Genomic DNA, 26,023 nt, shown 5'->3' with positions numbered 1-26,023 from the left:
TGCCTGGTTCAGGGGATTTTGCTTTAATGCCAGGTTAGATTTGATGTACCTGCTGGAATTCCCGGGTCGCCTGCTCCTGCTGGTTATCCGGCATATGGCGCTCAAGCCAATCCAGAACATCCAGTGTGACTTCTGCCCGATTGGTCTCGTGCAGCATCTCATGGCGCCCGCCAGGGTATAAGCGATATTCTACATCACGGAGCCCAAGCTTCATATACTGGGAGTATAGGTTAAGAACACCTTTGCCACGCAGACCGACAGGATCAAGTTCACCTGAAAAAAGGAAAACTGCTTTATGCTTAGGGATGCGCTCCATATGCTGTGGAAGGTGGATCTGCAGCAGCAGTTTGAAGAAATCGCGGAAAAAACCTGCTGTACAAATGGCTCCGCACATCGGATCATCAATAAAGCGTTGCACCTCGTCATGGTCACGGGACAGCCAGTCAAACGGAGTAGCAGCGGGGCGGAACGCTCGGTTAAATCCGCCAAATACGATAGCATTCAGCAGCATACTGCGATGATGGTCTCCCTGGATGCCACATTGGAGCAAAGCCAGTTTTTCTCCAAAGCGGAGCAGCCCTCGTTTCCCGTTGGTACCAGACAGTATAAACGCATGGTATCGCTCATGCCCCGCATACATCAGATACTGAACGAGGAAGGAACCCATACTGTGCCCCATAAGAAACAGAGGCACCTCTGGATGGGCCTTGGCCGCCGATTCTCCCAGATTAAGCATATCACTAGCCATCCAGCGAAAAGCGTCCACACCAGGATCGCCCAGTAATTCGGGGCTTTCCACGGTTTTACCATGCCCTCGATGATCGTTGGCATATACAGCGTAACCATGCTTGGTAAGATAACCCGCAAATTCGGCATAACGTGCTGCCGTCTCGCCCATCCCGTGTGCGATTTGAACAACAGCTCGAATGTGTTCGTCTGCATCGGGAAGCCAGCGGTACACATGAATACGGGCCCCTTCATTACCGAGCAGCGTAAAGGTAGATTCCTGCATCTCGTGTCGTTCCTCCTTCACAGGTTATCTGTAACTCTATTGAGGTTATTTCCAGGTCTTTCGTTATGAAGTGCTCTGCAAGTTTTTCGTTAAAGGTTATGGAAGATAAGAGCGAAGAACGGTGGTGTTCCCGCTCAAGGTGTAAGATCCCAGGTTGGCTGGCAGCAGATAACATTGACCTGCTTTCAGCGTCAGATGTTCGTTATCAGCACTTGACCAATCGAGTCTGCCTTCGCCTTCACACACAACCAGAATCGTAAAGCTGTCCGAGGTAGTGCGCAGTTCCCAACGATCAGTCACAAGCCCTTTCTCTACAACGAAATATGGACATGCAGCAAGCTGGAGCCATTCTCCCGGAACAGCATGGTTTGTTTTCATTGTTGTGGCTCCAGCGCCTTCATATGCCGTAACATTCAAAGAATCCTGCACATGCAGTTCCCGAGGTTTGCCATCCAGTCCAGGACGATTATAATCATAAATCCGGTAGGTGGTATCCGAGTTTTGCTGTATCTCGGCTACAACAACACCAGCACAGAGTGCGTGCACTGTCCCGGCAGGAATAAAGAAGGTATCTCCAGCCTCAACAGGAACCTGACGCAAAGTGTCCATCACAGTACCGTTTTCCAGCGCTTGCTTCAAAGCTTCCCGATCCACACCCTCGTTCAAACCATAAATGATATGAGCGCCCGGCTTGGCGTCAAGCACGTACCACATTTCCGTTTTGCCCAGTTCACCTGGAGGAAGAGCCTCGTAATCATCGGTCGGGTGGACCTGAACGGACAGATCGTCATTGCAGTCAAGCAGCTTGATCAGCAGAGGGAAACGTCCTCCTTTTTCAGATACACCTTTCGTTCCAAGCCAAGCCGTGCCGAACTGTTCGCGCACCTCATCCAGACCTTTCCCGGCCAGTGGACCGTTGAGAACCTTGGTTGTACCATTGGCATGATCGGCAATCATCCAGCCTTCACCAATATGTCCTTCAGGTGGGGTAAGACCAAAATGCTCGAGCGCTCGACCGCCCCATACACGTTCTTTGAATTCAGGCTGGAATTGCAATGGATATGGCGTAGACATGGTATCTCTCCTCTAGTATATGAAATGGTGAATCGCTTTAAACGGTTCCAGGTGTGGACTGTGTATTCTTACTTTTTCTCGATGCCAATCAGATATGGAGATGCTGCTCGCTGTAACTGGCGATAAATGACAACCTGAGCCTGCTCAACAGGTAGGGCTGCGGCCCATGCGGATACAGCTTCGGCTTCCTGAGCGCCTCCGTCATGGCCTGGATAAAGTACAGCTGTAATAATACCGCGTGTACGCAACAAGGACAGCGCTGCTTCAAGCGCTGCAATTGTACTGCTCGTCTCGGTGATAATGGAAGCATCTGCACCTTCAGCAGGTAAATAGCCAAGGTTAAACATGACCGCTCCTACTTGCCCTGCCCACGTCTCGGGAACAGCTTCAGTCATCCGTGCATGACTTAATTCCAGCAATGAAATGGAGCCAAGCTTGCTGCCTTCGGAATGTTTGCGGATTCGTGCCTGTGCCAGTGTCAAGGCTTCACTCTGGATATCAAATCCGATGACCTGACCACGCTGCCCTACCTGCTGAGCAAGAAATAACGTATCAGCACCTGTGCCTACCGTGGCATCAATCGCCAGATCGCCGGGCTGCAGCCGTGAACTAATCCATTGGTGGGCACAGCTCAAAACAGATAAAAAGCCCAATTTATGCTCCCCTCCAATACTTACCCTGCCAGGAGTCACGTTCACGCAGCTCGCGGTCAATGGAGTTCAGAACTTCCCACTTGTTCAGCGACCACATCGGTCCAATCAGCAGGTTGCGAGGGGCATCTCCTGTGAGACGGTGTACAATCATTTCAGGCGGAAGCATTTCAAGCGTATCGACAATCAGTTTAATGTACTCGTCCTGCTCAAGGAATCGAAGCAAACCAGCTTCATACTGTTTCACCATTGGTGTTTTGCGCATCAGATGCAGCAGGTGGATTTTGATCCCCTGCACATCCATATGAGCAACTGCTCGCCCGGTATCCAGCATCATTTCGTGTGTCTCCTGAGGCAGACCGTAGATAATATGTGTGCATACCCGAATATTGTGCTTGCGCAGCTTTTTCACAGCGTCTTCGTAGCATTGTGTATCGTGTGCGCGGTTGATCAAGTTTGAAGTGGAGTCGTGAATCGTCTGCAGTCCCATTTCAACCCAGAGATATGTGCGTTTATTAAGGTCTGCCAGGTATTCAACGACATCATCGGGCAAGCAATCCGGCCGGGTAGCGATGGATAAACCGACAACACCGGGTTGCTGCAAAATCTCTTCAAAATATTCGCGCAGCTCTTCAACTGGCGCATAGGTGTTAGTATAGGCTTGGAAATATCCGATATAGTGAGCTGACGGCCATTTCAGATGCTGCTTGTCTCGAATGGTATTAAATTGAGTGACAAGATCTTCGCGTCTGCTGCCTGCAAAATCACCCGAACCTCTGGCGCTGCAGAACGTGCAGCCGCCTTTGGCTATAGAGCCATCCCGGTTGGGACAGGTAAACCCGGCATCCAGCATGACTTTGAACACCTTGTTATTAAATTGATCGCGCATTTCGTAATTCCAGGTGTGGAATCGTTTATCCCCCCACATCAGCGGAGCTTGTAAAGCGGGTGCATTCATGTTTAAGGTACTCCTTTAAAGTCTGTGTCTTCAGATCTTCATAATCTTTATATCTGATACGGAATAGCATACTTGAACTCGGGCGTTAGATGCTATGCATGTTTTCGTCATTTATTGTATCAAATATCTGAAAAAAAGGGGAATGAAAACGTAAAAAAGAGGCTTGAAATCAACCGTTTTCACTTGAAGTACTTTACACCTTATGTTATATTTAAACTAACGTCAGACACCATCCAGTGAGTAGTTTTCATCGTAGCATTTGAATGAATGCTGACGTCATGGATCATACTATACCGTGAGGTGATATGAATGAATTCACAAGTTAAAAATAATGAATTCCAGCACGTATCCGTTGAATTGACTGCAGAAGAGGCACTGGCCTTGACAGGTGTTCGTTTTAATGGGAATCCGGAAGTGAAAGCGATTGCAAGAAAAAAAGTTCGCGATGCTTTCGAAAAGACATTTGATTTTTCACACCAAGATAAGGTAGACTATGAACTACTAAAGTAGTTGGACCCCAATTCCAAATAAATCGAAAAGGGAATCTTTGAGATCTGCCCAATCTGGCGGGTCCGAAGATTCCTTTTTCATTGCTCTTTACAATTGGCCGGTTCTTCGGCAAAATGAGTCTGAGACAAGTATGGACAAACGGAGGAATAAAATGCGTTTACGTGGCAGAAAAGGGATTCGAGAAAATCTGGAGCAGCAGGAGGATCTTGTTGTACTGGAGCCAAAGCAATACAAAGGCAAGTGGGCCGAGCTGTTTGGCAACGATCATCCGATTTTTGTGGAGTTCGGCATGGGTAAAGGTCAATTCATCAGTCAAATGAGTTATAAATATCCGCAATACAATTTTATCGGCATTGATATGTATGATGAACTGGTGCGACGTGCGAGTGAGAAAGCGCGTAACGCATGGAGTCAGGCCGAGGTGGAAACGCCGCCGAACCTGAAGCTGGCACTGGCTAATATTGAACAGATCGAAGAGGTATTTGAACCGAAGGAGCTGGAACGTATTTATTTGAATTTCAGTGATCCTTGGCCAAAAGCGAAGCATGCGCGCCGCCGCTTGACACATCCACGCTTCTTGAAGAAATATGTGGACTTGCTCAATCCGAAAGGACAGATTCATTTCAAGACGGATTCCGAAACGCTGTTTGAGTTCTCTCTGAATGCTATCGCTGACTTTGGCCTGCAGATGACGAATTTGTCGTTGAACCTGCATCGTGACGGTCTGAACGAAGAGCATGTCATGACGGAGTATGAGCAAAAATTCATGGGTAAAGGCATGAATATTCATCGTGTTGAAGTCATCGTAGGGGAAGAGGCTCTGCGAGAGTACAACGCAATGCGTCTGGACAAGTATAAAGTGCGTGAAGTGACAGACGAGTCTGGTGAAAATCAGGACGAAGAGTAATTAAAAAGCGGTATCTGAGGTTGATGTTTGGTCCTCGGATGCCGCTTTTTTGTATAGGGAAGAAGTTGAAAACCAGTCAGAGGCTAGAGCTGGTCAGCGTGAAGCTCTTTCCTGCGATAATCGTTAGGAGTCACGCCGTTGAATTTTTTGAACATGCGATAAAAGTAAGAGCTATTCGTAAAGCCGGTTCGCTCGGCAATATCTGCGACAGAACTTTCGGTCTGAATGAGTAAATGCTGTGCTTTGGTAATCCGGGTCTCATTAATAACGTCTGTAAGTCCTTTTAAGGTGAGCTGTTTGTACAGCCTGCTGACATAAATGGGCGACATGGATAACTCCTCGGCAATGGAGGTCAGGCACAGATTCGGATCGGCGTAGTTTCGCTCAATAATGTCATTAATTTTACGAATGAGTTCTTCATGCTTGAGTGTACGCTTTTCCTCAACCTTGGAGCCAAGCTCATCAAACATTCGGTAAAAGTGCTCATGCACCTCGCTGATATCCTCTGCATTTTTCACGGGAAGCATCAGACCGCCCGAATCGGAATCCAGTCGAAGCTGATTATTTTTCTTGAGCGTGTTGCGCACATGGTTCAGCGTCATCGTCAGATGGGATAGGGCAAGCTGAAACACGTTGAACGGATATGCCACTGTTTCACTGACGATGTCGGCGTAGATCAGCTTGGCGTCCTCCGTTTTGCCAGTCATCAAACAGTCCACAAGCTGTCTTTCCTTGTTGGCAGGGAACGTGTATTCCTTGGTCTGATATGCCATGATGTCTGATGTAAAGATAAGACAGCCCGGCCCCATGAACAAGCGGTGAAGAGAGGCCTCGGCAGAACGCGCATAACCTTCAATACAATCCTCAAGTGACTGCTCCTCGGGACCTACTGTGCAGGAAATGGAGCATTTGAGATGAGTCATGACCGCAGCCTGCATCATACGCAGTAGTTCTTCGATCTGATGACAGGCACTGCCCGAGAGTGAATCATGCTCAGATTTTTCATTAAACAGAAGTGTAATCAGGTCACCACCCATGTCTACCGCTTCTGCATGGTAATGAAGGTCGGCTGTCTCGGTGCAAATATTCATCATGGCGTATTTGACCAGCTTGGTATCGTCCCGGTAAGTCTCGCAAAATTCAGTATAGTGATCGATGCGAAGCAGCACCAGTCGGGATGTCCGATGCACGTCAACAGCAGAACCGTAAAATTTCATCCGTTCCTCCAGCATATTGCAGGTGACCGTTTCCCTTCCTTGCAATGCACCACGCAAAAAGTCCTGCCTTAACAGGTGCAGACTGCCTCGGCGCTCAGCCTCCATCACACGCATGCGGACAAGCACATTATTAATTGGATGGTACAGCTTACGGGATACCAGATAGGATAAAATCAGCCCGGCAGCCAGCAATGCAGCACAGAACAGCAGCGTATGGGTGCGCATATTGCGAATATCTGATGTAATAAGGTCATAGGGAGTAATTCGTACATATCGCCACCCAAGGCTGTCTGGAGCGGTATAGGTAATCAGTGATTTTTCTCCGTCCACTTGCTCGGTAAAATAAGCAGAATGCTCTGTATCCTGCAGAATCGGACGCATGAAGGTTTCGTCAGAGAGGTTATTAAGCAAAGCACGATCTCCGAAGTCGGATAACAAATCTCCTTTTTCGTTGATGATAAAGGTTTTGCCTGGTTGATCTACCGCGTTCATATTGGGACTAAGCCAGTCATCCTTAATGTTAACGACAACGGCATAATTCAGCTTGGCATTGTCATTGATTGTGTCATAGCACAGATACGTATAACTGTTCACTTCACTGGCCCCGGTTGAGCCAACCTTGTATGTACGCGGGATGGGCACAAAGGGTTTATAGTCATGGAACCGGTCGAGAATGCTTTTAATTCCTTGATCATCAATTTCGGATACAGACTGCTGCCCGTTACGAACACCGTCAGAGCTGATAAAAAATTCATTGTTTCTTGAATTGTAGACATAGATGGATTCAATAAAAGGAAGAGACATACGGTAATTATCGAGTTGCTCCATTGCGGAGGTGATCTGATAGATGCTTGGCTTGGAATAGAGCAGCAGGGAAGAGATGGTATAGTCCTGATAAATCTGGTACGAGAGCGACTTGGCGCTTTCAGTCATCTTGGCTACTTCGCGGCTGGTCTGGGTGAGACTGTTCATATCCGTACGGTAGACCTGCCGCAGAGCAATCCGATTATAATTTACATATAGAATAGCCGAAGCCACAAGCAGTGTTGCTGCTGTACTTATAATAATGCCGATTAGGATTCGCGCGAATACCTTCTGGCTGTCCTCCGAACGTTTGCGCATTGGTTTTCCCCCTTGAGCCTGCTAATAAATAGGAGTGAACTTATATATTTTTATGTGATTTCACATGAGAAACCGGATTCCATCAGTTGTGGAACAAAATGAGAAGAGTACCTTGAATTATATAGTATGTATGCGTTTTCATCAATGTGGAACAGGCATTTTAGTTCATTATCACTACATAAAGTTCAACTTTCGCTGAATTGTTCACCTGTTGAAGAGCATGCACGATATCAACTTTTGTGAACGTACGTGTGTTCATTTCATGATTGGTGCATTTTGTTCACAACCAGATTCACAGTATCGTTCATGATCTGGCAGGAAGCTTCAGTATGCAAAAGAAAGAATGGCGGTCTACAATAAATCCAGAGCTTCACGATGCATCTTCGTCACATATCATGTACGTCATCACATCACATCACATTCATCATGCATCGCTGCTACAATTCGGGAGGGATCGAGCCATGCTCAAAGAATTGAACAAAAACAAAATCATGTTTCTGATGCTGCTGCCCACGTTGATCTTTTTTCTGATTAACTCGTATTTTCCGATGATCGGTATTTATTACGCGTTTACCAGTTATGATTTTGCAGGAGGGCTGTTTGGAAGTCCGTTTGTCGGGCTCGATAACTTCAAGTTCCTCTGGCAGTCCGGCATGTTGCTGAAACTGACGACCAATACGGTCGGTTACAACCTGGCTTTCATTATACTGGGGAATGGTCTGGCCATCTTTTGTGCAATCATGCTCAGTGAAATTCGGGGCAAGCTGTTCAAAAAAATAACCCAGTCCGTCATGTTTCTGCCGTACTTTATCTCTTTTGTTCTATTAAGTGTAATCGCTTACAATATGTTCAACTATGAATCCGGGTTTGTGAATACGGTGCTCAAGCGGTTTGAGGCAGGACCGGTTGATATTTACAACACACCATGGATATGGGTGTTTCTGATCATTATTTTTTATCTATGGAAAAATCTCGGGTACAGCATGGTCATCTATCTGGCTGCAATCACAGGTATAAGTGACGAGTATTATGAAGCAGCCCGAATTGACGGGGCCAACATCTTTCAGCGAATCTGGTACATTACGGTACCGATGCTTAAACCGACATTTGTAATCCTGCTGTTGTTCTCGCTGGGCAGTATTATGAAAGGGCAGTTTGACTTGTTCTATCAACTGATCGGAAATAACGGCGTGCTTTACAACGCTACAGATATCATTGATACGTATGTTTACCGCTCTTTGAAAGTGACCTTCGATATTGGTATGGCAACCGCAGCGGGGCTGTATCAGTCGTTATTCGGCTTCATCCTGATCATGACGGTAAACTACATCATTCGCAAAATTAACGAAGACTACGCCTTGTTCTAATACATCCGCCCGCAGGGCAGAAGGGAGAACCATATGAGCACACAAACGCATACGCAAAGGGGAATTCGTACCCGCACTCGTGCCAAAGATTCCGAATTCAATCTGGCCTTTCAATTGATTGCCTACAGTATCATCATTATTTTGTCATTAATGTGTCTGCTGCCATTTCTGCTTATATTGTCAGGCTCATTCAGCAGCAACGAATCCATCGTACGGGACGGCTATCATCTGTTTCCCACCCATTTCTCGCTGGAAGGTTACAAGATGGTGTTTAAATTCCCGACTCAGGTTCTGAAAGCATACGGGGTGACGGTGTTTACAACGGTAGTCGGCACCACACTGGGCTTGTTCTTTATCACGATGGCTGGATTTGTACTGCAGCGCAAAGATTTCAAATACCGGAACAAGTTCTCCTTCTTCATCTACTTCACAACCTTGTTCGGTGGTGGACTTGTGCCGTGGTACATTATGCTTGCAAACTACTTCAATCTTACAGATACGTATACGGTGTTGATTTTCCCGGGACTGATGACGCCGTTTCTGATTATTCTGATGAAAAACTTCATTCGCTCTGCTGTCCCCGATGAACTGATCGAATCCGCGAAGATTGACGGAGCTAACGATTTTCGAATCTATGTCAGCATTGTACTGAAGCTGGCGATGCCTGGTATCGCAACAGTGGGTCTGTTTCTTGCCCTTGGATACTGGAATGACTGGTTTACATCATCCTTGTTCATTAACAACCCGGACATGTACCAGCTGCAATTTTATCTGTACAACACGATGAATACGATTACATTTATTGACCAGATGGCGATTGGTACAGGCGTTACGCTCAGTCAGGACGTTCCGACAGAATCCACCAAGATGGCGATGGCCATTATCGTTACCGGGCCGATCCTATTCCTGTATCCGTTTGTGCAGCGTTATTTTGTCAAAGGACTCACGATCGGTGCAGTCAAAGGTTAGAACGTATACACGCTGAGGACTTCAGGCCTTCGTGCTGGTGAGGGTCTGATGCATAGCGGGTCTGCGCTAACATATATAAGGTCTAACACAAAAAGGGAGGATGCGTATGCGTAACAAAATGATTCGGCACCTGTCTCTGGTACTTGCCCTGATGCTTTTTGCCGGGGTGCTGGCCGCTTGTAACAGCGGTTCTGGAGGAAATGCGCAAGGCAGTGAGCAGGGGGGCTCAACCGATAATAAAGGTGAGAAGGTAACGCTGCAATTTTATATGCTAGGGGACGCGCCTAAAGACCTGCCTGTGATTGAATCTGAAATAAACAAGCTGGCAGAGGCGGATTTGAACGTCAATGTAAAATTCAACTACACCTCCTGGACCGACTGGGATCAAAAATATAAACTGCTGCTGTCCTCCGGTCAGCCGATCGACTTGATCTTCACGGCAGATTGGACGAATTATCAGTCGTATGCAAAGAAAGGTGCTTTCCTGCCGCTGGACGAACTTTTGGCCAAGACACCTGAACTGAAATCTCATGTTCCAGATGATATGTGGAATGCAGTTAAAATCAACGATAAAATCTACACGGTTCCATCCACATGGATTGAATATGTAACGGAAGGTATTGCGTACCGCGAAGACTTGCGCGAGAAGTATAACCTGCCGAAGCCGGAATCGCTGGAGACGCTGGAGGCTTACCTGGACGGCATCAAAGCCAATGAGCCAAACATGATTCCGATTGCAGACAGCAATGCAAACCATACACATGGCATTCGTCAATTGACTTCCAAGCTGGTAAATACAGCAGGACAGCTTCCATACGGACTGGATATTATGTATGACACACCATCCACAGTGACATCTTACTGGGGATCCGCACAGCATCTGGAGGACCTGAAAACATATAAGCGCTGGATGGATAAAGGCTTTTTCCCGAAAAACGTACTGAACGTGAAGGATACATCCAATTCCTTGCTTCAAAATGGCAAAGCAGCTGTTATTCTTGCTGGTGAGAATCCAAACAAATTCAACGCCGACGTCATCAAAATTCAGTCGACTCACCCAGACTGGAAGCTAGGATATTTCCCTTATCCAAATGCAAAAGGCTTTGCACAGCCGGTGCACCCGATTCACAACGGCTTTGCAATTCCGCGCAGCAGCAAAAACCCGGAAAGAGCGCTTGCATTCTATGAAAAAATGGTTACCGATAAACGCTATAACTGGTTGACCGAGTACGGTGTAGAAGGCAAAAACTTTGAAGTGAAAGATGGATATTATCAGATGATCGGAGACGCGCAAAGCAATGGCTTCCCGCGTGAAGGCATGAATGGCTGGGCATGGCGTAATCCGGAGTTCATGCTCTACGACAAGAGCTTTGATGATGTACTGACCATGTTCAAGGATCTGGATAAAATCAAAAAGCCGGACATCTTCACTGGTTTTGCAGAAGACTGGACTCCTTATCAAGCGGAAAAAGCCGCTTTGGAGCAAGTGGAGAAGCAGTATTTGTATCCGCTTAACGTGGGCCTTGTTGCCGATGTTGAGGGTGGGCTGAACACCTTTATGGAAAAGGCAAAACAGGCAGGTCTGGAAAAAATTCAGTCTGAGTATACGAAGCAATGGCAGGAGTACTTGAAGTCTGCGGGTATACAATAAGCAGCAAAGCAGGAATGGAAGAGAATTTGAATAGAGAAATGGAAGAGAACTTGATATAGAGAAAAAAAGGTGCCTTCGCTCTGAAGGCACCTTTTTTAGTTAGATGTCTATAAATTATTCCGTTTGAGCTGCTGCGAACGTTATACGGGTGTTTCCTCTGAGGAGGAGGGCTGTTTATCCTGCAGCAGATTCATAATACACTGCGCACTTTCCATCGGATGCACTTTGGCTATTTCTGCCAGATGCTGTTCTCGCTTCTGAACTACTTCAGGATAATGATGGAGCAATGTGTTCATCCATTTGACCACCACGTCTAACGAAGTGATAAGTTCACCGAGCCCTCTGGCTGTGAAGTAATGTACGTTTTCTTCTTCCTGTCCGGGAATCGGATTATGAAACAGCATCGGAATGCCTTTGGCCAATCCTTCACTGCAGGTCATTCCGCCGGGTTTGGTGATCAGCAGATCCGAAACTTCCATTAATTTATCAATTTCTGTTGTGTAACCAATGATATGAATGTTTTCTTTTTGAAACCGAGGGTCCTGTTCCATGCTGATTCGTGCTTTGTCATTGCGGCCGTGGCAAAAAATAATCTGAATATCCTCATGCCAGCGCGCTAACAGCTGGTGAACCACCTTGTCGCTAAGCATCCCCCAGCCACCGCCCATCACAAGCACAGTTGGCATGTTTCTCAGATTGAATCTGGAACGAATCTCATCATGACGGGGATGCTCCCAGAAGTTTGGATGCACAGGTATGCCTGTGACTTTGATTTTGACAGCTGCTACTCCGCGGTGAATCAGCTTGGCCTTTACCTCTTCTGAAGAAACGAGATACAGATCCACCTCTGGGCTAACCCATGTGCCGTGTGCATCATAATCCGTTAAGACGTTGCACAGTGGAACCTGCGTGCCTAGGCGTTTTAATCTGGAGATCACAGCACTCGGAATCGGATGTGTGCACACAATAGCGTTGGGATGCAATTGACGAACAACACTGCGGGTGTGTGTATAGAACAATTTATGCAGTGCAAGAGTTGTCAATCGATTGATCGGTTTTTTGTACTGCTGCTTATATACGTATCCAACAAGCTTTGGCTGATTGGTTACTGTTTTTTTATACGCGTTAATAATAAGCGGTGCGACTTTCGGGTTCAGGAAGCTTCCCAGCTCAAGCACTTTCGTTTGCAGATGAGGCGATAACTTCCGTAAATGGCTGGACAGTGCATAAGCTGCCTGAGTATGACCTGCTCCGAAACCTTCTGATAATAGTAAAATTCTTTTCTTTTCCACGCTTGCTTCACCTGTTCCTGCTAGGTTTTCCTGAGTCTAACATATCGGCTTTAAGCCCAGAATGCAACTGTCGCAAGTGCGACTAAAGTACCGATTGTCGCTCCTGCCAAAACATCGGATGGATAATGAAGCCCCAGATAAATTCGAGAGAATCCGACAATTATAGCCACAGGCAGCAATGTGAGCAATAGAAACGGCTCAGCAGCCATAAAGGGCACGGTAACGGAAAAAATAGCTGTAGTATGCCCTGATGGAAACGAATGATCCGTTAAAGGATTGCGAAAAGTGATCGTATCCGGCATGGCCAGGTATGGCCGGATGCGTGGATACAGTTTTTTGGCTATCGCTACAGGAATATGACTCACTGCTAAAGCAATGCAGGCCTGAAGCCCGATCGTGCTCCATGGAGCTGGTGCGAGAAGCCAGATGAACAGAGATACAGCAATGGAAGCCGTTGCGCCGCCTAGATGGGTGAAATAGTACAGCCAGAAGTTCATAAACCGGTTATGAAGACGGCCATTGATCCACATAAACACATTGCGATCGTACTGTTGAAACTTTAAGATAAAACGGCTCATATTGGCCTCCTGCCAGTCAGGCCGCCCCGAGGGCGGCAGTATTTCCGGGATGTTACCAGTGTCCGGTTTCGCCTTGAATACGATATACCCCCTGTTCAAGGAATTGAAATAAATAACCTCGAGGCATCAAGGTTATTTCGGGGTTATGTTTATCATATTTTTAAATGTTGTCCTTTTCAAGAAGAACACATGTAAAGAACGTAAAATTCATGTAAAAGAGTGGGTGAAGAACCAGTGCTTCTTTTTGACTTCGATTGGTGAAAAAAGATACAATGATTCAACGCGGCTGAATTGAGGTATAAAAATGTGAGTTTCGATTCAGGAAAAAAATATGAGTTTAGATTAAACTTTTTGGAGTCCGATTACGTTATTAGAGGTAGGAGCAGGCTTTAACTACAGCAAACCGCATAAAAAAGAAGGGACTTTAGAAATAAAAATCAAGAAAACGGCTGAAAATAAGATATAACAGGCATGAATGCGAGGTTGTGGCATGACGGAGTGTATATTCAGCGTTTTAAGTTCACATTTCTGCTTCAGGAAGTGGAATTGGGGTTTTGACAAAAAGCTGAAAAGAATACAGAATCGATAAAGCGGCCCACAGGTCGCTGCCATGAGTTGAAACATTGCCTGCAATATTTGCGTAGTACTCAAAAGAACAGGGTCATATTCTGCAATTTACAAAAAAATGAGATGCAGAATCAGGAAGAGAAAAACTTATGTAATCTGGGTTTTAAAAAAAGGGGGTAACAGAGAACGATGTTGGACGCTATATTCGTCACGCTGCAGGTCATTTTGGCGCTGCTGGCTGTGTACCAATTCACGTTTTCGCTGTTCGGTCTGTATAAGAAAAAGAAAAAGAAAAATTATCCTGCTACAAAATCATTTGCTGTGCTCGTAGCAGCACATAACGAGGAACAGGTTATCGGTGCGCTGATGGAAAATCTGAAGCAGCTGGATTATCCACGCGATCTGTATGATGTATTTGTCATTTGTGACAACTGTACAGACAGTACAGCGGACATTGTCCGTGAACATGGCTGGAATGCTTGTGTGCGTACTAATCCGGACCTTAGAGGTAAAGGTTATGCCATCGAATGGATGCTCAAGTATTTATGGGATCTGCCACGCCAGTATGATGCGGTAGTCATGTTTGATGCCGATAATCTGGTCGAGCAAAACTTCCTTACTGAAATGAACAATGATCTTTGCAATGGAGCACGTGTTATTCAAGGGTATATCGATACGAAGAACCCTGAAGATTCATGGATTACAGCTGCTTATGGTGTATCTTACTGGTACATCAATCGTCTGTGGCAGCTGTCTCGTCACAATCTGAACATGGCCAATTTCCTTGGCGGTACCGGAATGTGTTTTGAGACGAACCTGCTCAAAGAGATTGGCTGGGGTGCGACAAGTCTTGTAGAAGACCTGGAGTTCACCATGCGGAGTGTGCAGCGTAATGTTTACCCGGTGTTTAACTATGATGCCAAAGTATTTGATGAAAAGCCATTGACGTTCAAAGCTTCAGCGAGACAACGTCTGCGCTGGATGCAGGGTCACTTTACGGTAGCAAGAAGATATTTCTTCCCGCTATTATGGCAGTCCATCAAAGAACGCAGCCTGGTTAAGTTCGACTTGGCTGTGTATGGTGCCAATGTGTATGTTGTATTGCTAACCTTCCTGCTAACCGCTGTAATGTCACTGGACATCTATGTATTTGACGGCCCGCACATTGCAAACATTTACGGGTATTTCCCGTTATGGGTTGGATTCATAGCGATTGGAATGAACGTGCTGACGTTCCTGTTGTCGATGGCGCTCGAGAAGGTTACTTTTGCCAAAGTATATCTGTACCTGGTTTTGTTCCCGATTTATCTGTTGTCCTGGTATCCGATTACGTTCTATGCGTTCTTTACACAGAACAACAAGCAATGGAGTCACACGCAGCACACACGTGTTGTGCGTCTGGATGAGGTTCAGAGTAAACAGGGATAAGTTTGCTCACAGGTTAATTCCAGATATCAACCTATGCTATGCACATTGTCACAAAGGTTAGAAAAATGATGCTTTTGGTGTTGACAACGATGCTTGGCAGGTGGTATAGTATTCAAGTGTGTTAAACAAATAGCGAATGGAATCACAAGCAGAAGTCCGACTTCTCACCTGTCCAACAGCAGTTGGCTGGTCAACGATCCCAATAATTTATGAAGTGTATACTCATGAAGAATTGTGTTGATTACAGGGATGTCGGTAGCTTGACCGGCATCCCTTTTATTTTTGTGTAACAGGATATTCAAAATGACCTGGAGGTGGACGGTTATTAGTAAAGATCACATGATTAATGACGAGATTCGGGCGAAGGAAGTACGCCTTGTCGGAGCTGAAGGAGAGCAAATCGGGATTACTCCCATTCGTGAAGCACTTCAAATGGCAATTGACCTGAACTTGGACCTGGTCAATGTGGCGCCACAGGCTAAACCGCCGGTGTGCCGCATCATGGACTATGGCAAATTCCGCTATGAGCAGCAAAAGAAAGAAAAAGAAGCCCGTAAGAACCAGAAAATTGTTGACATTAAAGAAGTATGGTTCCGTTCCAATATTGAGGAGCACGATTATCAAACGAAGCTTCGTAATGTAGTCAAGTTTTTGAAAGAAGGCGACAAAGTGAAATGCTCCGTTCGTTATCGCGGACGTGAAATTGCACATGCCGCTATTGGTCAACGGATTTTGGAGCGTGTGAAAACGGAAGTTGCAGAACTCTGCACCGTTGAGCGTCAGCCAAAACTGGAAGGCCGCAGTATGATCATGATTCTGGCTCCTAAAGCCTGATAACATTGAAGGAGGAAACACAACATGCCTAAAATGAAAACACACAGCAGTTTGAAAGGACGCTTCAAAATTACCGGTTCCGGTAAAGTCCTTCGTTACAAAGCTCACAAAAATCACTTGCTTTCCCACAAATCCAAACGTGCTAAGCGCGTTCTGAACGGAAATCCGGTAATGGCAGCAGGCGACGTGAGACGTTTGAAACAAGGTTTGGCTAACTTGAAATAGTACATCCGTATGGGGGATCGGCTCAGGCCGAACACATATCACGGATACATTTAATATTTATTTGGGAGGTTCTTTAATATGGCAAGAGTAAAAGGCGGTTTTGTAGTACGTCGTCGTCATAAAAAGGTATTGAAACTGGCAAGAGGTTATTTCGGTTCTAAACACCGCATTTTCAAAACAGCTAACGAGCAAGTAATGAAATCCTTGGTTTACGCATACCGTGACCGTCGCAACACGAAACGTAACTTCCGCAGACTGTGGATCGTTCGTATCAATGCTGCAGCACGTCAAAACGGTTTGTCTTACAACAAATTGATCCACGGATTGAAACTTGCTGGTGTAGACATGAACCGTAAAATGCTGGCTGATCTGGCCGTTAACGACATCAATGCGTTCAACTCTTTGGCTACTGTAGCTAAAGGCAAAATCAACGCTTAAATCTGTATTTGCAAGCCGCCGTACATGGCGGCTTTTTTTACGGATTGGGAATAAGAACGGGATAGGAAGAACAAGCTACATACATCGTCAGAGGCTGGAAATGCATCGGGCAAGAAGCAACGTTAGTGAATAACACAACTTGGTATTACATAAACTACAATGGTGCAAAAGTGCAAATAAAAACCTTTGTTTCATATGAAATTCAGGGGTGTTTGAGAGGTATTTGTTATGTAACATCACATCGTTGTAACGTTAGTGTGTTAAACCGTTAAATTATTAAGCGCTTTCAACAAAAAAAGTACAAAAATAAGTGAACTTTGGTGATTATACATCTGGATTTTAACACTGGTTGATTGTATAATCACCTCTAGTAGGCCAGTCCTAAATTTTTCTTTCGGGTCATAATGTTCGGGTTTTCGACAGATAAGAAGCAAGAGTAAAGATAAGAATGCGCTTTTAGTTGTACATTAAACAGACATTCTTACTTCGAGCATGCTTTTCTATCTGTTGATAGCGCAACGCAGACAGGATTTGAAAGGGACATATTATTAAGGGGGAAAAAGAGAAATGAAAAAAATGCTCAGCTTGTCTCTGGTGATGTTGCTGGCAGTATCGGTTATGCTCGCAGGTTGCGGAAGCAAACCGAAAGAAGAAACGAATGCCGGAGGAGACAACGGTGGAACTTCTACTGAAGCGAAATCCGATCTCAAAATCGGTATGGTTACTGACGTAGGCGGCGTTAACGACAAATCCTTTAACCAATCCGCTTGGGAAGCTCTTCAAGCAACTGAAACGGAAACAGGTGTAGCAGTTAAATACCTGCAAAGTAAATCTGACGAAGAATACATTCCAAACCTGAACGAATTCGTTAAAGGTGGATATGATCTGACTTGGGGTATCGGTTTCCAATTGGCGGATGCCATCAAAACTGTAGCTGAGCAAAACCCTGAATCCAAACTGGCAATCATCGACAGCGTTGTGGATGCACCTAACGTAAAATCCGTAACATTCGCTGAAGAAGAAGGATCTTTCCTGGTTGGCGTTGTTGCTGGTCTGACAACAAAAACAAACAAAGTTGGTTTTGTTGGTGGTATGGAAAGCCCGCTGATCAAAAAGTTTGAAGTTGGTTTCAGAGAAGGCGTTAAAGCAGTAAACCCTGATGCTCAATTCATTTCAAACTACACAGGTGCTTTCGACAAGCCTGACCTGGGTAAAGCAGCAGCTGCTACACTGTACAATCAAGGTGTAGATATCATTTTCCACGCTTCCGGTGCAACAGGTAACGGTGTGTTTAACGAAGCTATTGCTCGTAAGAAGCAAGGTCAGGATGTATGGGTAATCGGTGTGGACAAAGACCAATCTTTGGAATTTGGCGATGAAGTAACACTGACTTCCATGATCAAAAAAGTAGACGAAGCGGTTAAACGCGTAAACAAAGAAGTCGTTGACGGTACATTCAAAGGCGGTTCCGAGAATCTGACATTGAAAGAAAACGGTGTTGGTATCGCGGACACTTCCAGCAAAAATGTAAAAACTGATGTTCTGGCTAAAGTTGACGAATACAAAGAAAAAATCATCAGCGGCGAAATCAAAGTACCTACAGAGTAATACGTAGAGAATTTGAATCTGCTTTAACATCATCATCGGGCCGGTCTTGACCGGCCTTGTGATTGTAAACCGAGGAACATTTGATCAAGCTATCATAACATTTGTACAAGTAGTCATTTGTGCAGCACGCTCCGGTAGGAGCTTTTCTTTCGTTTGCGGAACCACACTATATCAGTTATAAGGGTGATTACATGGGTGCAGCAACCCCCGTCGTTGAGTTGAAACAAATAACGAAGCGTTTCCCAGGCATTGTTGCCAACGACGCCATCAGCCTTCAGCTTCGTAAAGGCGAGATTCATGCTCTACTGGGCGAAAACGGCGCTGGTAAGTCAACATTGATGAACATTGTTTTTGGTCTCTATCAGCCGGATGAGGGTTCCATTGAAGTGAATGGCAAACCTGTCATCATCGACAGTCCGAACCGGGCAATCGATCTTGGCATCGGTATGGTGCATCAGCACTTTAAGCTTGTACAGCCGTTCACGGTAACAGAGAACATTATTTTGGGGTCCGAGCCTACGAAGGGTCTCAATATTAACTATAAAAAAGCCGCTGCTGAAGTGCAGCGTTTGTCCGAACAGTATGGACTCAAGGTTAATCCGCATGCCAAAATTCATGATATTTCCGTCGGTATGCAGCAGCGTGTCGAGATTGTCAAAACATTGTATCGCGGTGCAGACATTTTGATCTTTGATGAACCTACAGCGGTGCTTACACCTCAAGAGATCAAAGAGCTGATGATTATCATGAAAAAGCTTGTAGCAGAGGGCAAGTCAATCATTTTGATTACCCATAAGCTGAAAGAAATTATGGAGATTTCGGATACAGTTACGATTATTCGTCGTGGTAAAGTCATTGATTCCGTCAAAACATCGGAAACGAATCCGAATGAGCTGGCAGAAAAAATGGTCGGCCGCAACGTAACGTTTAAAGTGGACAAGAAACCTGCAACGCCTGGAGCCAACGTGCTTGAGGTTAGCAAGCTGACGGCCAAAAACAAAGAGGGAATCGCGGTTCTGAACGAATTGAACCTGAATGTGAGAGCTGGAGAAATTGTCGGCATTGCCGGCGTTGACGGTAACGGACAAAGTGAATTGATCGAAGCACTTACAGGCCTGCGCAAAGTAGATAGCGGCTCAATTCGTCTTGAAGGAAAAGAGCTCTCGAATCATTCGCCGCGCCATATCTCTGAGGCTGGCGTAGCGCACATTCCAGAGGACCGACATAAGCACGGGCTTGTACTGGATTTCTCGATAAGCGAAAATATCGTGCTGGAATCGTATTACAAGGAGCCGTACACTCGCAAAGGTTTCTTGAACTTTGATGCGATTAAAAAACAGGCAAAACGGCTTGTTGAAGCATTTGACGTACGTACGCCGAGTATTGAGACCAAAGCGCGTTCCTTGTCCGGAGGAAACCAGCAGAAAGCGATTATCGCTCGTGAGGTAGACAAAAACCCTGAATTGCTGATCGCAGCCCAACCGACTCGTGGGTTGGACGTTGGAGCGATCGAGTTTGTGCAAAAGCAATTGATTGCACAGCGTGATCAGGGTAAAGCCGTTCTGCTCATTTCTTTTGAACTGGATGAGATCATGAACGTTTCAGACCGCATTGCGGTGATCTACGAAGGGCAGATCGTAGGTGAGGTGCTGCCAGAAGAAACCAATGACAGGGAGCTCGGCTTGATGATGGCGGGCAGCACCCAAAAGAGAGGTACTGCGCATGAATAAAGTGTTAAAATGGTTTACCCGGGATTCATTTATTTTGCCGATTGTGGCGATATTGATGGGGCTTGTTCTCGGTGGGATTGTTATGCTGGTGGGCGGTTATAACCCTCTAGAGGCATATGGTGCATTGTTTACAAAGGTATTCGGGGATATGTACAACTTCGGGGAAGCTGTACGGGAAATGACTCCACTCATTATGACAGGTCTGGCATTCGCTTTTGCTGCCCGCGCCGGATTGTTTAACATCGGGGGCGAAGGGCAGTTTCTGGTCGGTATGACAGCAGCTACTTTTGTCGGCGTCAAATTTGCAGGTTTGCCAATTTATATTCACGCACCGCTGGCTTTGATTGCGGGAGCGGTATTTGGCGGGCTTTGGGCTGCGATTGCGGGTTATTTGAAAGCGACTCGCGGAGTAAATGAAGTCATCAGCAGTATTATGCTGAACTGGATCGGACTGTATTTAGCTAATTTGATTGTGCGTCAGTTTCTACTGCTTCAGGGGGAGAATCGCTCCGTAAACATTAGCGAGTCTGCCTCGATCAGTTTGAATTGGCTTTCTGAATTAATGGGCAATTCCCGTGTTCACTTGGGTACTTTGATTGCACTTGTTATCGCCGTGCTCTTTTATATTTACATGTGGAAAACCAAACAAGGTTTTGAAATTCGTGCTGTAGGTTATAACCCGAATGCAGCGGAGTATGCGGGGATGCATGTCAATCGGAATATCGTCAAAGCGATGTTTATCAGCGGTATGCTCGCAGGTCTTGGCGGGGCGTTCCAGGTACTTGGAGTATTCCAGTATCAAACGGTAATGTCAGGCTCCCCAGGTACTGGTTTTGACGGTATTGCGGTTGCCCTGATTGGCTTGAATCATCCGTTTGGAGTGCTGCTCGGTGCGCTGCTCTTTGGTACGCTCACATACGGTTCGGCAGGTATGAGCTTTGCTGCGGATGTACCACCTGAGATTATTCGGATTGTCATCGGTTCGATTATCTTCTTCATTGCTGCACAAGGCATCGTGCGCTGGGTACTTAAACCGTTCTATTCCAAGCGCAAGAAAGAGAAGGTGTTGTAGATGGACTTGTTGACAATCGGGCAAATTATCAATACGACGCTTGTCTTTGCTACGGCATTGATTTTTGCTTCCCTCGGCGGGATTTTCTCGGAAAAATCCGGAGTGACCAACCTCGGACTTGAAGGTTTTATGGTGTTTGGTGCGTTTGCGGCCGGTATTGGTGCTCACTACGCTCAAGAAGCAGGTATGGATGGTACAACGTCGGCCTGGATGGGTGTATTGCTTGCCATTGTTCTTGGTGTGCTTGTTTCACTGATCCATGCTGTGGCATCGATTACGTTCAAAGCGGATCAGATTATCAGCGGTATTGTCATTAACTTTTTGGCAGCAGGAAGTACATTGTATCTGGTAAAACTGCTGTTTGAAGGTTCAGGTGATTCGCCATTGGTACAGGGCTTCAACAAATTCAGTGTGCCCTTCTTGCAAGATATTCCTTTGCTTGGAGAAGCATTTTTCAAAAATATGTACCCAACAACTTACCTGGCGATTTTGTTTGTATTCCTGACCTATTACATTTTGTTTAAAACACCGTTTGGATTGCGTCTGCGCTCTGTTGGTGAACACCCAAGTGCGGCAGATACAGTGGGTGTTAAAGTGCGTCGTTACCGTTATATAGGGGTTATGATCAGTGGTGCGCTCGCAGCTATTGGTGGAGCGGCAATTACACTGACAACGACAGGCACATTCTCACACAATACGGTTTCCGGTCAAGGTTACATTGCCATTGCGGCCATGATCTTTGGTAAATGGAATCCGATCGGTGCTTTTGGGGCAGCAGTATTCTTCGGCTTCTCTCAAGCAATCCGCAACTATGTGCAGCTGTTTGAGTGGTCACAAAGTATTCCCCAGGAAATTATTTTCATGCTGCCTTACCTGCTCACCATTATCGTTCTCGTAGCTGCAGTTGGGCGTTCATCGGCTCCATCCGCACTGGGTGAACCGTATGATCCTGGTAAGAGGTAACGGACACGTAAATTGGGTTTTAGTGATAAAAATAAAGTATAAGCATAGTAAAGGTCCGCACTCTTGCGGGCCTTTTTTGCATACATAAAAGCACCCAACTTTTGCAGTAGGGACAAAGAAACAAGCGAATTCGGTTATGGACGAATACACTGTTTTGAATGATCCGAGGAGGAGGGATAGTATGAAAAAACATGTTACGCGTACTGAAGCGATGAAACTCATAGGCAAAAACATTGTTGCGATCAAAAAAGACGGTACTCGGGTTACAGGAAAGCTCATAAAGGTATCTGGCGATAAACTGGTGCTCAAGCGTTTTAGCGGAAAAAAAGTGCGGACCAAAGCCATTTTGCCGCTGGTATTGTTTGATCTGCTTGCGATCGCCACCTTGCCTTATGCGTATGGTCCTGGTCCCGGATACGGTCCCGGCCCAGGCCCAAAACCTTGCCCGTACGGTCAGGGATACGGAGCAGGGTATGGTCCGGGCCAAGGATATGGCCCAGGTCCAGGTTACGGGCCTTATGGTCCCGGCCCAAGACCGCCAGGTTTTTTCTAGGAATATAGTGCTTTTTCCATTTCATAACATCGACTCATTCCAATATATCTAAGGGTTTGATATCCATTTTTCTGGTAAAATTGACACCCTTTTGTGTTGCCCTCATCTACCATGACTTTGGATCTTCGGCAGCCACGAGAGACTGCAAAATGTTCTGCTTTTTGAAGTAAAGTCTGGCCGTATCGTTTACGCTGCTCTTTTGTGCTAACAGCCATCATGTCCACGTAAAGCAATTCACCATGCATGAGGAAATGGATGAAAGCTATAGCCGCTTTGTTAGACTCCGGCGAGATTACAAAGGTCATGCCCCTGTTCATCCGCAGGGGTATTTCTTTGCGAATTTTATTGATTTCTTTCTCACTCATATGGGATAAAGGAACAAGTTGAGTATCAATCAGCTTTAGAATTGCACTATCATCCAGCTTGGATGAACGTTGACGAATAATCATACGGAGCCTCCTTTCGGGACCAGTTGTGCGGCCCGTATATCCTATGCCTGAAGCGAGATAAAAGGTGACTGTATGAAGTTTGGAAGTTGGGGCAATCTAGGAGTGGAATATGAACAGGAAAGAGCTCTGCACATTTTTATCAAAAACAGGTATTGACTTATCGGTTAGAGGAATCATATAATGTTCCTAACATTTAACGAGAATATTTCATCGGCTATGAAGAGGACGAAGTTTTAAGGGCTCTTTTGCTCAGAGAGTGGATGGATTTGCTGAAACCACCACCATTACCCCTTATATACGAGCTCACCTCGGAGCTGTTTTCCTGAAAAGCACTGGATCGTCAAATCCTTGCGTATTAGGGGAAATCGTAAGTCTGCGTTACAGACAACAGGTATGGGAGACGACTGTGTTCGTTTGAACATCGTTTTGTTATACCTGGTAAGGTCCGTTATTGCGAAATTTCGGACAAAGTTGGGTGGTACCACGGAAGCGATAACCTTTCGTCCCTCGCAAGCATGAACTTGTTTGCAGGGATGGAAGGTTTTTTTTGTAACTTTGAATGTCAGAATGGTGTAAATTCCGAGAGGAGGATGACTGATGGGAGCTCATATTCCAGAAGTACGATCGACAGATGAATTACGTGAAAAATGGATGAAGCCGGAGGTCATTAGCGGCTCCGAGATTCTGCTGAGAAGTTTGCTGCTTGAAGGTGTTGAGTGTGTATTTGGTTATCCAGGCGGCGCCGTGTTGTATATCTATGATGCGATGTATGGCTTTGAAGATTTTAAACACGTTCTTACACGTCACGAACAAGGAGCGATTCACGCAGCTGATGGTTATGCGCGTGCGAGCGGCAAGGTTGGTGTCTGCATCGCTACCTCCGGTCCAGGTGCAACGAACCTTGTAACCGGTATTGCAACTGCTTATATGGATTCTGTTCCTTTGGTGGTTATAACAGGTAATGTTGTTTCCAGCCTGATTGGCTCGGATGCTTTCCAGGAAGCGGACATTACGGGAATTACAATGCCGATCACCAAGCACAGCTACCTGGTCAAGGATGTTAAAGATCTGCCGGGTATCATTCATGAAGCATTCCACATTGCGAACACGGGCCGCAAAGGACCGGTACTGATTGACATTCCAAAAGACGTATCTGCAAACAAAACGTTGTTTGAACCACACACGGAACCTGTTATATTGAGAGGGTATAATCCACGGACGGTACCGAACAAGCTGCAGGTTGACCGTTTGGCACAAGCGATCCAGGAAGCGGAACGTCCAATGATCCTTGCTGGCGGCGGAGTAGTATACTCCGGTGGACACGAAGCGCTTTTCGAGTTTGTAGAGAAGACAGGCATCCCCATCACGACAACACTTCTCGGACTTGGCGCTTTCCCAAGCGGGCATGAGCTTTGGACCGGAATGCCGGGAATGCATGGAACCTACACATCGAACATGGCCATTCAGCAATCCGACTTGCTCATCAACATCGGTGCCCGATTCGATGACCGTGTAACGGGTAAGCTGGACGGATTCGCACCACATGCGAAAATTGTTCATATCGACATTGATCCTGCGGAGATCGGCAAAAACATTGCGACAGATATTCCGATTGTAGGCGATGTGAAAACGGTACTGGAGATTGCAAATAAGGAAGTTGGACGTGCTGAACGTGCAGATGCCTGGAGAGATCAGATCAAACAGTGGAAACAGGAAAAGCCATATACCTATACGGATTCGGATGAGGTGCTGAAACCGCAATGGGTGGTTGAATTGTTGAACGACACCACTAAAGGTGAAGCCATTGTTACAACGGATGTAGGACAGCATCAGATGTGGGCAGCGCAATATTACAAGTTTAATCAACCGCGTTCTTGGGTGACGTCGGGTGGTCTGGGAACGATGGGCTTTGGATTCCCTTCAGCAATCGGTGCCCAGATGGCGAATCCGGACAGACTGGTTATCTCCATTAACGGGGACGGTGGAATGCAGATGTGTTCGCAAGAGCTGGCCATCTGTGCCATCAACAACATTCCGGTTAAAATCGTAATTATCAACAATGAGGTTCTTGGTATGGTACGCCAGTGGCAGGAACTGATCTATGAAAATCGTTACAGCCATATTGACCTGGCAGGAAGCCCGGATTTCGTAAAACTGGCTGAGGCATATGGTGTTAAAGGACTGCGTGCAACGAACAAGGAAGAAGCTGAACGGGCTTGGCAGGAAGCTTTGGACACACCTGGACCAGTCGTTGTAGAATTCGTGGTACGAAAAGATGAAAATGTGTATCCAATGGTTCCACAGGGAGCGACAATCGATCAAATGCTGATGGGGGATGGCGAAGAATGATAAGACATACAATTTCGATATTGGTTAATGACCAGCCAGGCGTCCTCCAGCGTGTATCCGGATTGTTTGGTCGTCGCGGCTATAATATTGAGAGCATTACGGTAGGACAGTCTGAAGAGCCTGGACTTTCCCGGATGGTCATTGTTACCATTGGTGATGACAAAACATTGGAGCAGATTGAGAAGCAGCTGTATAAGATCATTGATGTCATCAAAGTGGTTGATTTTAGCCTGAAACCGATGGTTGCTCGTGAACTCGCGCTGATCAAGGTGAAGGCAGAACCATCCGAACGTCCCGAAATTCTGGGCGTGGTAGAAACATTCCGTGCATCGGTTGTTGACGTTGGGCCGACAAGTCTGATGATTCAGGCGGTTGGGGATACGGACAAAATTGATGCAATGATCGAATTGCTCAAGCCATATGGCATTCGTGAATTGTCTCGTACAGGCGTTACTGCATTGGTACGTGGCAACGTATAGAGGTATAATGGTTTCAGGACG

The 26,023-nt window shown here is 46.0% G+C and carries 24 protein-coding genes; 16 read left to right on the top strand and 8 right to left on the bottom strand.

Going from position 1 to position 26,023, the window contains the following annotated elements; translation table 11 throughout:
• Positions 1-34: 34 nt before the first annotated feature.
• The 4 genes from IEW26_RS11260 to mnmL form a co-directional block, all read right to left on the bottom strand.
• Positions 35-1,012 (bottom strand): alpha/beta fold hydrolase, encoded by a 978-nt coding sequence (locus tag IEW26_RS11260; protein ID WP_188592478.1) that lies wholly within the window; start codon positions 1,010-1,012, stop codon positions 35-37.
• A 96-nt stretch (positions 1,013-1,108) separates the two neighbouring features.
• Complete coding sequence (locus IEW26_RS11255; RefSeq protein ID WP_145403131.1) at positions 1,109-2,086, bottom strand: type I phosphomannose isomerase catalytic subunit; 978 nt, start codon at positions 2,084-2,086, stop codon at positions 1,109-1,111.
• 68 nt (positions 2,087-2,154) lie between these two features.
• A complete protein-coding gene (mnmM, locus tag IEW26_RS11250) occupies positions 2,155-2,739 on the bottom strand; it encodes a tRNA 5-(aminomethyl)-2-thiouridylate-methyltransferase MnmM (protein WP_229729805.1) in 585 nt (194 codons plus the stop codon).
• A gap of 1 nt (position 2,740) precedes the next feature.
• On the bottom strand, positions 2,741-3,694 hold the full coding sequence (gene mnmL, locus IEW26_RS11245; protein WP_145403130.1) for a tRNA modification radical SAM protein MnmL/YtqA: 954 nt from the start codon (positions 3,692-3,694) through the stop codon (positions 2,741-2,743).
• A gap of 309 nt (positions 3,695-4,003) precedes the next feature.
• Between mnmL and IEW26_RS11240 the strand changes: the two genes are divergently transcribed.
• Both IEW26_RS11240 and trmB read left to right on the top strand, forming a co-directional pair.
• Positions 4,004-4,204, top strand: a complete 201-nt coding sequence (locus IEW26_RS11240; RefSeq protein WP_110897666.1) for a hypothetical protein — start codon at positions 4,004-4,006, stop codon at positions 4,202-4,204.
• A 151-nt stretch (positions 4,205-4,355) separates the two neighbouring features.
• Positions 4,356-5,111 carry a tRNA (guanosine(46)-N7)-methyltransferase TrmB gene (gene trmB, locus IEW26_RS11235; protein ID WP_111272373.1) on the top strand — a complete coding sequence of 252 codons (756 nt, stop codon included), beginning with the start codon at positions 4,356-4,358 and terminating at the stop codon, positions 5,109-5,111.
• Positions 5,112-5,194: 83 nt separating this feature from the next.
• Here trmB and IEW26_RS11230 read toward each other — a convergent pair whose 3' ends face one another.
• Positions 5,195-7,450 carry an AraC family transcriptional regulator gene (locus IEW26_RS11230; RefSeq protein ID WP_145403128.1) on the bottom strand — a complete coding sequence of 752 codons (2,256 nt, stop codon included), beginning with the start codon at positions 7,448-7,450 and terminating at the stop codon, positions 5,195-5,197.
• A gap of 461 nt (positions 7,451-7,911) precedes the next feature.
• Here IEW26_RS11230 and IEW26_RS11225 point away from each other — a divergent pair, with 461 nt between their 5' ends.
• From IEW26_RS11225 to IEW26_RS11215, 3 genes are all read left to right on the top strand, one after another.
• On the top strand, positions 7,912-8,817 hold the full coding sequence (locus tag IEW26_RS11225) for an ABC transporter permease (RefSeq protein ID WP_145403127.1): 906 nt from the start codon (positions 7,912-7,914) through the stop codon (positions 8,815-8,817).
• Between the two features lie 33 nt (positions 8,818-8,850).
• Positions 8,851-9,786 carry a carbohydrate ABC transporter permease gene (locus IEW26_RS11220; RefSeq protein WP_229729804.1) on the top strand — a complete coding sequence of 312 codons (936 nt, stop codon included), beginning with the start codon at positions 8,851-8,853 and terminating at the stop codon, positions 9,784-9,786.
• Between the two features lie 100 nt (positions 9,787-9,886).
• A complete protein-coding gene (locus tag IEW26_RS11215) occupies positions 9,887-11,437 on the top strand; it encodes an ABC transporter substrate-binding protein (RefSeq protein WP_373288460.1) in 1,551 nt (516 codons plus the stop codon).
• Between the two features lie 140 nt (positions 11,438-11,577).
• Here the strand turns inward: IEW26_RS11215 and IEW26_RS11210 are convergent, their stop codons facing one another.
• On the bottom strand, positions 11,578-12,729 hold the full coding sequence (locus IEW26_RS11210) for an MGDG synthase family glycosyltransferase (protein ID WP_188592477.1): 1,152 nt from the start codon (positions 12,727-12,729) through the stop codon (positions 11,578-11,580).
• Positions 12,730-12,779: 50 nt separating this feature from the next.
• Entirely contained in the window at positions 12,780-13,307 is a 528-nt protein-coding gene (locus IEW26_RS11205) for a phosphatase PAP2 family protein (RefSeq protein ID WP_111272368.1), read from the bottom strand.
• Positions 13,308-14,063: 756 nt separating this feature from the next.
• Here IEW26_RS11205 and IEW26_RS11200 point away from each other — a divergent pair.
• The 9 genes from IEW26_RS11200 (at position 14,064) to IEW26_RS11160 (ending at position 22,725) form a co-directional block, all read left to right on the top strand.
• Positions 14,064-15,302 (top strand): glycosyltransferase family 2 protein, encoded by a 1,239-nt coding sequence (locus tag IEW26_RS11200; RefSeq protein WP_111272367.1) that lies wholly within the window; start codon positions 14,064-14,066, stop codon positions 15,300-15,302.
• Between the two features lie 339 nt (positions 15,303-15,641).
• Complete coding sequence (infC, locus tag IEW26_RS11195) at positions 15,642-16,136, top strand: translation initiation factor IF-3 (protein ID WP_110897658.1); 495 nt, start codon at positions 15,642-15,644, stop codon at positions 16,134-16,136.
• A 24-nt stretch (positions 16,137-16,160) separates the two neighbouring features.
• Positions 16,161-16,361 carry a 50S ribosomal protein L35 gene (gene rpmI / locus IEW26_RS11190; RefSeq protein ID WP_062320217.1) on the top strand — a complete coding sequence of 67 codons (201 nt, stop codon included), beginning with the start codon at positions 16,161-16,163 and terminating at the stop codon, positions 16,359-16,361.
• 78 nt (positions 16,362-16,439) lie between these two features.
• The gene (gene rplT, locus IEW26_RS11185) at positions 16,440-16,799 is read left to right on the top strand and encodes a 50S ribosomal protein L20 (protein ID WP_095288335.1); all 360 of its coding nucleotides are present in this window, start codon (positions 16,440-16,442) and stop codon (positions 16,797-16,799) included.
• 567 nt (positions 16,800-17,366) lie between these two features.
• Entirely contained in the window at positions 17,367-18,407 is a 1,041-nt protein-coding gene (locus tag IEW26_RS11180; RefSeq protein ID WP_188592476.1) for a BMP family lipoprotein, read from the top strand.
• Positions 18,408-18,598: 191 nt separating this feature from the next.
• Positions 18,599-20,137: an ABC transporter ATP-binding protein gene (locus tag IEW26_RS11175; RefSeq protein ID WP_145403123.1), complete on the top strand. Its 1,539-nt coding sequence runs from the start codon at positions 18,599-18,601 to the stop codon at positions 20,135-20,137.
• The gene (locus IEW26_RS11170) at positions 20,130-21,209 is read left to right on the top strand and encodes an ABC transporter permease (protein WP_111272363.1); all 1,080 of its coding nucleotides are present in this window, start codon (positions 20,130-20,132) and stop codon (positions 21,207-21,209) included. The genes IEW26_RS11175 and IEW26_RS11170 overlap by 8 nt, the downstream gene beginning before the upstream one ends.
• Positions 21,210-22,172, top strand: a complete 963-nt coding sequence (locus IEW26_RS11165) for an ABC transporter permease (protein WP_145403121.1) — start codon at positions 21,210-21,212, stop codon at positions 22,170-22,172. It abuts the gene before it with no gap.
• A gap of 181 nt (positions 22,173-22,353) precedes the next feature.
• Positions 22,354-22,725 (top strand): hypothetical protein, encoded by a 372-nt coding sequence (locus tag IEW26_RS11160; RefSeq protein WP_145403120.1) that lies wholly within the window; start codon positions 22,354-22,356, stop codon positions 22,723-22,725.
• On the opposite strand, the gene IEW26_RS11155 is transcribed toward IEW26_RS11160, so the two are convergent.
• A complete protein-coding gene (locus IEW26_RS11155; protein WP_373288473.1) occupies positions 22,722-23,171 on the bottom strand; it encodes a GNAT family N-acetyltransferase in 450 nt (149 codons plus the stop codon). The genes IEW26_RS11160 and IEW26_RS11155 overlap by 4 nt on opposite strands.
• Before the next feature lie 600 nt (positions 23,172-23,771).
• On the opposite strand from IEW26_RS11155, the gene ilvB reads away from it, so the two are divergent.
• Together ilvB and ilvN are read left to right on the top strand one after the other, a co-directional pair.
• On the top strand, positions 23,772-25,523 hold the full coding sequence (gene ilvB, locus IEW26_RS11150) for a biosynthetic-type acetolactate synthase large subunit (protein WP_145403119.1): 1,752 nt from the start codon (positions 23,772-23,774) through the stop codon (positions 25,521-25,523).
• The gene (gene ilvN, locus IEW26_RS11145) at positions 25,520-26,002 is read left to right on the top strand and encodes an acetolactate synthase small subunit (protein WP_110897650.1); all 483 of its coding nucleotides are present in this window, start codon (positions 25,520-25,522) and stop codon (positions 26,000-26,002) included. The genes ilvB and ilvN overlap by 4 nt, the downstream gene beginning before the upstream one ends.
• Positions 26,003-26,023: the final 21 nt, after the last annotated feature.

Source organism: Paenibacillus silvae (assembly GCF_014639235.1).
GTDB classification, from domain to species: Bacteria; Bacillota; Bacilli; order Paenibacillales; family Paenibacillaceae; genus Paenibacillus; species Paenibacillus silvae.
The sequence above is the reverse complement of the archived record's forward strand: the minus strand, read 5'-3'. Positions and strand labels throughout refer to the sequence as shown.

Bases quoted from the DNA above. Each gene is read 5' to 3' on its own strand.
- IEW26_RS11255 (WP_145403131.1), bottom strand. From the start codon at position 2,086: ATGTCTACGCCATATCCATTGCAATTCCAGCCTGAATTCAAAGAACGT.
- IEW26_RS11180 (WP_188592476.1), top strand. From the start codon at position 17,367: ATGAAAAAAATGCTCAGCTTGTCTCTGGTGATGTTGCTGGCAGTATCG.
- IEW26_RS11260 (WP_188592478.1), bottom strand. From the start codon at position 1,012: ATGCAGGAATCTACCTTTACGCTGCTCGGTAATGAAGGGGCCCGTATT.
- rplT (WP_095288335.1), top strand. From the start codon at position 16,440: ATGGCAAGAGTAAAAGGCGGTTTTGTAGTACGTCGTCGTCATAAAAAG.
- ilvN (WP_110897650.1), top strand. From the start codon at position 25,520: ATGATAAGACATACAATTTCGATATTGGTTAATGACCAGCCAGGCGTC.
- IEW26_RS11175 (WP_145403123.1), top strand. From the start codon at position 18,599: ATGGGTGCAGCAACCCCCGTCGTTGAGTTGAAACAAATAACGAAGCGT.
- IEW26_RS11200 (WP_111272367.1), top strand. From the start codon at position 14,064: ATGTTGGACGCTATATTCGTCACGCTGCAGGTCATTTTGGCGCTGCTG.
- mnmL (WP_145403130.1), bottom strand. From the start codon at position 3,694: ATGAATGCACCCGCTTTACAAGCTCCGCTGATGTGGGGGGATAAACGA.
- IEW26_RS11230 (WP_145403128.1), bottom strand. From the start codon at position 7,450: ATGCGCAAACGTTCGGAGGACAGCCAGAAGGTATTCGCGCGAATCCTA.
- ilvB (WP_145403119.1), top strand. From the start codon at position 23,772: ATGGGAGCTCATATTCCAGAAGTACGATCGACAGATGAATTACGTGAA.
- infC (WP_110897658.1), top strand. From the start codon at position 15,642: ATGATTAATGACGAGATTCGGGCGAAGGAAGTACGCCTTGTCGGAGCT.
- IEW26_RS11165 (WP_145403121.1), top strand. From the start codon at position 21,210: ATGGACTTGTTGACAATCGGGCAAATTATCAATACGACGCTTGTCTTT.
- IEW26_RS11225 (WP_145403127.1), top strand. From the start codon at position 7,912: ATGCTCAAAGAATTGAACAAAAACAAAATCATGTTTCTGATGCTGCTG.
- IEW26_RS11160 (WP_145403120.1), top strand. From the start codon at position 22,354: ATGAAAAAACATGTTACGCGTACTGAAGCGATGAAACTCATAGGCAAA.
- IEW26_RS11220 (WP_229729804.1), top strand. From the start codon at position 8,851: ATGAGCACACAAACGCATACGCAAAGGGGAATTCGTACCCGCACTCGT.
- IEW26_RS11215 (WP_373288460.1), top strand. From the start codon at position 9,887: ATGCGTATGCGTAACAAAATGATTCGGCACCTGTCTCTGGTACTTGCC.
- IEW26_RS11205 (WP_111272368.1), bottom strand. From the start codon at position 13,307: ATGAGCCGTTTTATCTTAAAGTTTCAACAGTACGATCGCAATGTGTTT.
- trmB (WP_111272373.1), top strand. From the start codon at position 4,356: ATGCGTTTACGTGGCAGAAAAGGGATTCGAGAAAATCTGGAGCAGCAG.
- rpmI (WP_062320217.1), top strand. From the start codon at position 16,161: ATGCCTAAAATGAAAACACACAGCAGTTTGAAAGGACGCTTCAAAATT.
- IEW26_RS11170 (WP_111272363.1), top strand. From the start codon at position 20,130: ATGAATAAAGTGTTAAAATGGTTTACCCGGGATTCATTTATTTTGCCG.
- IEW26_RS11240 (WP_110897666.1), top strand. From the start codon at position 4,004: ATGAATTCACAAGTTAAAAATAATGAATTCCAGCACGTATCCGTTGAA.